The sequence below is a fragment of the Betaproteobacteria bacterium genome (assembly GCA_016791345.1).
In the GTDB taxonomy this organism is placed as follows: Bacteria; Pseudomonadota; Gammaproteobacteria; order Burkholderiales; family JAEUMW01; genus JAEUMW01.
On sequence record JAEUMW010000436.1, the window covers coordinates 1 to 5,627 of the forward strand.

The window sequence follows — 5,627 nt, forward strand, 5'->3', positions numbered from 1 at the left end:
GCGGCGGACGACTGCGGGATCAGGCCTTGGGAGCGCTCAGCGCCGCTTGCAGCTTCTGCTCGTCCTCGTGCGTGAGCGAGGTCTTGAGCACCGTGCCGCCGGTCCCCGCGAGCTGCTCCAGCACCTTGTCGGCGGTGACCTTGCGTACGAGCACGAAGAGCACCGAGCTGCTGTTCTTCATCGTCTCGGCGAGGTTCTTCATGAATTTGTCGTCGATACCCACGTCGGTGAGCGCGCCAGAGGCGGCACCCGCAGCAGCGCCGGCGGCCAGTCCCAGCAGCGGCATCATGAAGATGAGGCCGATCAAGGTGCCCCAGAATCCGCCCGACACCGCACCGGCGGCGGTCATATTGATGGCCTGATGCAGTTTGACCTTGCCCTGCTCGTCCTTCACCGCCACGACGGCATCTTCCAGGTCGATCAGGTAATCCTGCTGCAGCTTGCGCAGCATCAGCCGAACCTCTTCGGCCTTGTACTTGTCGTCGTAGGCGACGACCACCAGTGTGCTCATGAGACAACCTCCTGCGATTGTGAACAGAGTGCGTTTCGCCCGCTCGTCGTCTCTCGCCTATACTGCGACGGCGCGGCGGGCGGCATTCTCGCACGGATTCGGACTGCACCACCGCGTGTGCTCACGACTTCGCACGCGGCTGCGGCGTTCTGCCGTGGCCGGGTGCAACACCTCGGATGACGGGCAGACCCCGCGTTGACAACGGAGATACCTGCATGTTCGCGTCCCTGCGAAACATACTGATCGCGCTCGCATGGCTGGCGCTGACCAGCATCGAGGCGGCAGCGGCGGCGATCGATCTGGAGCCGCGCGCACTCGACCTTCTGAACGCCTCCACTTCCCGTCTGGAGCGCGCGAAGACGCTGACCTTCCGCACCCGCACCCCGCCGGGAGATGCCGCCGACGGAAGCCTGTTCACGAACCTCCTCGCCGACACGCAGTTCGCGGTCATGCGCCCCGACCGGGTCCGCGCGAAAGTCCGCGGCGACAGCGCTCCCCTCGATGTCTTCTTCGATGGGAAAACGCTGGCGGTCTATCAGCCCACGCTGAACATGTATGCGACGAGCGACGACCCCGGCGCCCTCGAAGTGCTGATTCCGTTCGCCCTGGCGCGCGTGGGAGTGCTCTTCCCGCTGGCGGACGTTCTCGCCGGCGACACTGAGCAGTTGCTGGCGCGTCGTCCGACCCGCGCCCGCTACAAAGGGGTGGCCACGATCTCCGGCCGGCAGTGCGAGCATGCCGCCTTCGCCGCGACGGGGGTGGAATGGGAGCTGTGGGTCGACGGCCGCACGTCACTACCCTGCCGGGTGCGCGGGCGGTTGTTCGAGCTGCGCGGCGCGCCGCGCTTCGCGGCCGATTTCCACGACTGGAAACTCAACCCGCAACTGTCCGCTGCGAGCTTCTCGTTCGCGAAACCGGCCGGCGCGGGACGGCTGGACCTGCGCACCCTGCTCGGCGAATAGCGCCCGCGTATCTATCCGGGCTTGACGTCGAAAGCGATGCACACGCGCTCTTCCGCCGCGTCGAAGGGAATCGTGCGGTGGAAGAGCGAGGACGGAAACAGCACGATGTCGCCCACCCCGGGGGCGATCGTCTGCTTCGGGAAGGCGGTGTGCCGCTGCGGGTAGTCGTCGCCGTGGGTGCTGAACTCGATGCTGCCGTCGTCGCGACCGGGTTCCCTTCGCGGCATCGCCAGGTAGAGCGAGCCGCTCAGCCAGCCGGTCTCGTGAATGTGCGAAGTCAGGTGGCCGCCGGTACGCATCTTCACGTACCAGGAGCTGCTGAATTCGATCTTCGCCGGGAAAGCCTGGATGAACTGGCTCTCATTGCCCGTGAAGCGCGCGCGGTAGTCCTCGACCACGCGCCGCACTTCCGCCGCCAGCGCCGTGAACGATGCTTCCGGACGATGGAACAGGTTGCCCGACGACTGAATGCCGTGATGGAGCCGGCCCTGCTTGCGCTCCGCGATCTCGGCATGCTCGATGTCCCGCAGCAGTGCCGCGCGCAGCGCACTGTCGGGCGCAGCAAGCGCGTCGATGCGGGCAAGGTGGACGAAGTCGAGCGGATTCCGGCAAAACCGATACGGGTCCTCGACGCCGAAGTTCGCGGCGTGGTGTGCGGACAGGGTGGCCAGAAACGGTGACGTGTGCGGCAAGGCCAGCAGCGGCTGCAGCCGGGTTCTGAATTCCTCGAAGCGCCCGGTCTTGTACAGACAGTAGAGCGCGCGTTCGCGCCAGTCCCTGAGCTGCGAGCGCTCGAAGTACGGGATCGCCTGCGCAAGCTCGCCGGCATCGTAGAGGAAGGTGCCGAGGTTGTAGTTGGCTTCCGCATGGTCGGGGTCGATCGCGAGCGCCCGGCGATAGCTCGCGACCGCTGCCTCCGGCTGGCCCCGGTGGAACAGCGCCTCGCCCAGGCTGCTCGCGGCATCCGCGAAGCTCGCGTCGATGGCGAGCGCCTGCCGGTAGCTCGCGATCGCCTCGTCGAGCTTGCCCTGGGTGGCGAGCGCCGTGCCGAGATTGAAATGGCCGCGCGCATCGGGAGAGAGCGCGAGCGCCCGGCGGTAACTTGCCACCGCTTCGTCGAGCCTGCCCTGCATCTGGAGCACCGCCCCGAGATTGCCGTGCGCCTCGAAGAACCCGGGCTCCAGCGCGACTGCGCGGCGATAGCTTGCCGTGGCTGCGTCCAGCCTGCCCAGCGCCTGCAGGGCGGTGCCGAGGTTGTAGTGGGCGTCGGCGAGTCGCGGTGCGAGCGCGATGACCTTCTCATACCCCGCGATGGCCTCATCGAGGCGACCCGCCTGGCTCGCGACCACGGCGAGATTGAACTGCAGTTCGGGAGACTTCGGATTGGCGGCGGCGAGCCGGCGGAAGCTCACGAGCGCTTCGGCGTGCTTGCCCTGCCCGGCGAGCGCATTCGCAAGCACCTGGTGCAGCGGCAGCGCGTCGGGATAGCGCGCGAGCAATGCACGCGCCGCCGACTCGGCGCTCGCCAGCCGACCCGCGTTCAGCAGATCGAACAGCGGCTGGATCTCGTGCATGCCCGGCTGGCGGGCGGGTGAGGATTGCGCCTTCATATGCGGTCATTCGCCCACGAACGGAGGCCTTAGAGCCCCCGCGGGCGAATAGGATAGCGCAGATGCGCGGGTCGACCTGCTCCGCTCAGGAGCCGATCGCGGTGAGCTTTCCCGGAGGGATGGCGCCGTCGGAACGGCCCTTGAGATATCCGTAGAGCGAGTCGAGGTTGTCGGCCACCTGCTGATCCTCGCCGAAGCTCGGCATGCCCTTGTCCGGCCGTCCCTTCATGACGGTCTTCTTGAAGTCGCCGCGCTGAATCTTCTTCAGCGACTCCAGCAGCGAAGGACCCATGGCGACACGCCCGAGCTCATCGTGACAGCGCTGACAGCCCGCGGCGCTCCACGTCTTCCAACCCTGCAAAGTCTTCGCATCCACCTTCCCGTTCTCGACGGTGTAGGGTTTGCCGGCATCTTCCGTGCCGTCGCCGCACCCTCCCAGCATCGCCGCACCGACCAGCAGCGCCACCCACGCCCCTTTCCTGCCCCACATGCCGCACTCCTCGAACTTGCGAAAGACGAAGGGGCATCTTACTCGGCCCGCATCCCCGGCCAGGATGCCGGCCGGATTACCGGTCGGCGCACCGCCTATCGGTGCCGGGCGGGCTTGCGCTCGCTCTCCGAGTCCGACAAAGTATCGCGCTTTTCGGACGCCCTGCCGCCGCCTGGCACCTCCCCATGGCACGAGACAGCTACAGCGCGAAGGACATCGAGATTCTCGAGGACCTGTCGCCGATCCTGCACCGGCCGGGCATGTATACCGACCCGGTCAACCCTAACCACGCCCTGGTGGAAGTGATCGACAATGCGGCCGACGAAGGCCTCGCCGGCTTCGCCCGGCGCGTTGTCGTCAATCTGCACGAGGACGGCTCGGCGGCGGTCGAGGACGACGGTCGCGGCATTCCGGTCGACCTGCATCCGAAGAAGAACGTGCCAGCGGTGCAAGTGATCTTCACCACGCTGCATTCCGGCGGCAAGTTCCGCAAGACCGACAAGGACGCGGCGTATCGCATCGCCGGCGGTCTGCACGGCGTCGGCGTCTGCGTCAGCAACGCGCTGTCGACGCGGCTGGAAGTCGAGATCAAGCGCGACGGCGCGCGGCACCGGATGGTGTTCGCCAACAACGGCCAGGTGGCGGAAAAGTTGAAGCGTGTGGGCGACGTTGCGCCGCGCGATACCGGCACGCGCGTGCGCTTCTGGCCCGATCCGAAATACTTCGACACGCCGAAAATCGGCGCCGGCGAGATCGCCGCACTGCTCCGCGCCAAGGCCATGCTGCTGCCGGGTGTGCGCTTCACGCTCGGGGTCGAGCGCGGCGGGCGCATCGAAACCACCGAGTGGCATTTCCCCGAAGGCATCCGCGGTTACTTCGCGGAGGCGATCGCGAACCTCGATCCGGTCGCAACGCCCTTCTTCGGCGAGCGCTACGTCGCGGCGCAGTCCGAGTCCGACAGCTTCGCGGAAGGCGAAGGCGCCATGTGGGCGATCGCGTGGACGCCCGAAGGCGAGCTCGTCAACGAGTCCTACGTCAACATGATTCCCACGCGGCACGGCGGCAGCCACGTCGCCGGCCTGCGCGAAGGCGTGCACGCCGCCATCCGCAACTTCATCGAGCTGCACGCGATGGGACAACGCGGGCTCAAGGTGGTCGGCGAGGATGTCTGGTCGCGCGCCTCCTACGTGCTCGCGGTGAAGATGCTCGACCCGCAGTTCAAGGGTCAGGTGAAGAACGAGCTCATCTCGCGCGACGGCGTGAAGCTGGTCGCGCAGATGGTGCGCGATCCGTTCGAGCTGTGGCTCAACCAGCACGTCGAGGAAGGCAAGCGCATCGCGGAACTTGTGATCCGCCAGGCGATGGCGCGCACCCGTGCCGCGCAAAAGGTGGAGCGCCGCAAGTCGTCCGGCGTCGCGGTGCTGCCCGGCAAGCTCACCGATTGTGCGTCCGACGATCCGGACCGCAACGAGCTTTTCATCGTCGAAGGCGACTCCGCCGGCGGGTCGGCCAAGCAGGCGCGCGACAAGGAATTCCAGGCGGTGCTGCCGCTCAAGGGCAAGCCGAAGAACACCTGGCAGGACGACCCCGACACGCTCTACTCGAACAAGGAGATCGAGGCGATCGCGCTCGCCATCGGCGTCGATCACCACAAGGCAGCAGATACGCCCGACCTCTCCGGGCTCCGCTATCACCGCATCATCATCCTCGCCGACGCCGACGTGGACGGCTCGCACATCCAGGTGCTGCTGCTCACGCTGTTCTTCCGCCACTTCCCGAAGCTGATCGAGCGCGGCCACGTGTACGTCGCGCAGCCGCCGCTGTTCCGCCTCGACGTCCCGACGCAGGGCAAGAACCGTCCCGCGCGCAAGCTCTACGCGCTCGACGAGGCGGAGCTCGAGTCGCTGCGCGACAAGCTCACCGACGAAGGGGTGAAGGAGGATCATCTCTCCGTCAGCCGCTTCAAGGGGCTGGGCGAGATGAGCCCTGAACAGCTCTGGGAAACCACGCTGAACCCGGACACGCGCCGCATGCTGCCGGTTGGCGTCGACGAC

5 protein-coding genes are annotated in these 5,627 nt (G+C 67.0%); 2 read left to right on the plus strand and 3 right to left on the minus strand.

Features of this window, described 5'->3' with window-relative positions:
* Window positions 1-19: 19 nt before the first annotated feature.
* Window positions 20-511 (minus strand): DUF1269 domain-containing protein, encoded by a 492-nt coding sequence (locus JNK68_16330; GenBank protein ID MBL8541911.1) that lies wholly within the window; start codon window positions 509-511, stop codon window positions 20-22.
* 215 nt (window positions 512-726) lie between these two features.
* Here JNK68_16330 and JNK68_16335 point away from each other — a divergent pair, with 215 nt between their 5' ends.
* Complete coding sequence (locus JNK68_16335; GenBank protein ID MBL8541912.1) at window positions 727-1,473, plus strand: DUF2092 domain-containing protein; 747 nt, start codon at window positions 727-729, stop codon at window positions 1,471-1,473.
* Window positions 1,474-1,484: 11 nt separating this feature from the next.
* On the opposite strand, the gene JNK68_16340 is transcribed toward JNK68_16335, so the two are convergent.
* Together JNK68_16340 and JNK68_16345 are read right to left on the minus strand one after the other, a co-directional pair.
* A complete protein-coding gene (locus JNK68_16340) occupies window positions 1,485-3,083 on the minus strand; it encodes a tetratricopeptide repeat protein (GenBank protein MBL8541913.1) in 1,599 nt (532 codons plus the stop codon).
* Between the two features lie 85 nt (window positions 3,084-3,168).
* Window positions 3,169-3,525: a c-type cytochrome gene (locus tag JNK68_16345; GenBank protein ID MBL8541914.1), complete on the minus strand. Its 357-nt coding sequence runs from the start codon at window positions 3,523-3,525 to the stop codon at window positions 3,169-3,171.
* Window positions 3,526-3,758: 233 nt separating this feature from the next.
* Between JNK68_16345 and JNK68_16350 the strand changes: the two genes are divergently transcribed.
* Window positions 3,759-5,627 (plus strand): type IIA DNA topoisomerase subunit B (locus JNK68_16350; GenBank protein ID MBL8541915.1); only part of this gene is annotated, 1,869 nt, incomplete at its 3' end.